1 pseudogene is annotated in these 661 nt (G+C 43.0%); it reads right to left on the bottom strand.

The features are described from left to right. A pseudogene (locus ACFINI_RS10115) lies at positions 1–661 on the bottom strand (hypothetical protein); the annotation flags it as partial.

Raw genomic sequence — 661 nt, 5'->3', positions numbered from 1 at the left:
CTCTTTATGTAAATCCGTGAAAGAAGTTCCTACACCGGCAAACGCTGAAGCCACATCTGTATAGCTCTCCTCACTCTCAGTTCCATCAGATTTTACTGTTTTAACCGTGAACTTAGGTTTGCTCCATTGGCCATCCTCATACTTAGCTCCTCCACCTAAAGATTGTGCAACTTTATCACCTAGAGCATGAAGCTGATTACCCGTTACAGCATCCGTGGAACCATCCTTAATGACGCCATCTAAAAGAGATGTAAGCTTGCTATTGCTTTTGCTATCTTTCTCTCCATGCGTCGCTACAAAGGCATGTGCAGTGTCGCTCCATAATAAAGCATCACCATTAACCGCTTGAGTAATATTACTTAGTTTTTCATCAAACTTTTTAACCTCATTAGACAGATGTGTGTTCACATTCTTGACACTCGTATCAAGACCCGCAAAGGCACTACCAACATCATTGAAGCTCGTCTTTCCCACATCACCATCTGCAGAAATATTAGAGATCTCGTAAGTCGGAGCTGTCCATGTGCCATTCTCATACTTAGCTTTACCACCTAAAGACTTCGCAACACCGCTCCCTAGTGCATATAGCTGGTTACCCGCTACAGCATCACTTGAGCCTTTAGTTATAGATCCATTGGAAAGCGATGTTATCTTGCTGCTT

It is taken from the genome of Bartonella sp. AA56HLJMS, from assembly GCF_042197145.1.
Taxonomy (GTDB): domain Bacteria; phylum Pseudomonadota; class Alphaproteobacteria; order Rhizobiales; family Rhizobiaceae; genus Bartonella.
This window is presented reverse-complemented; position numbering and strand designations above follow the sequence as displayed.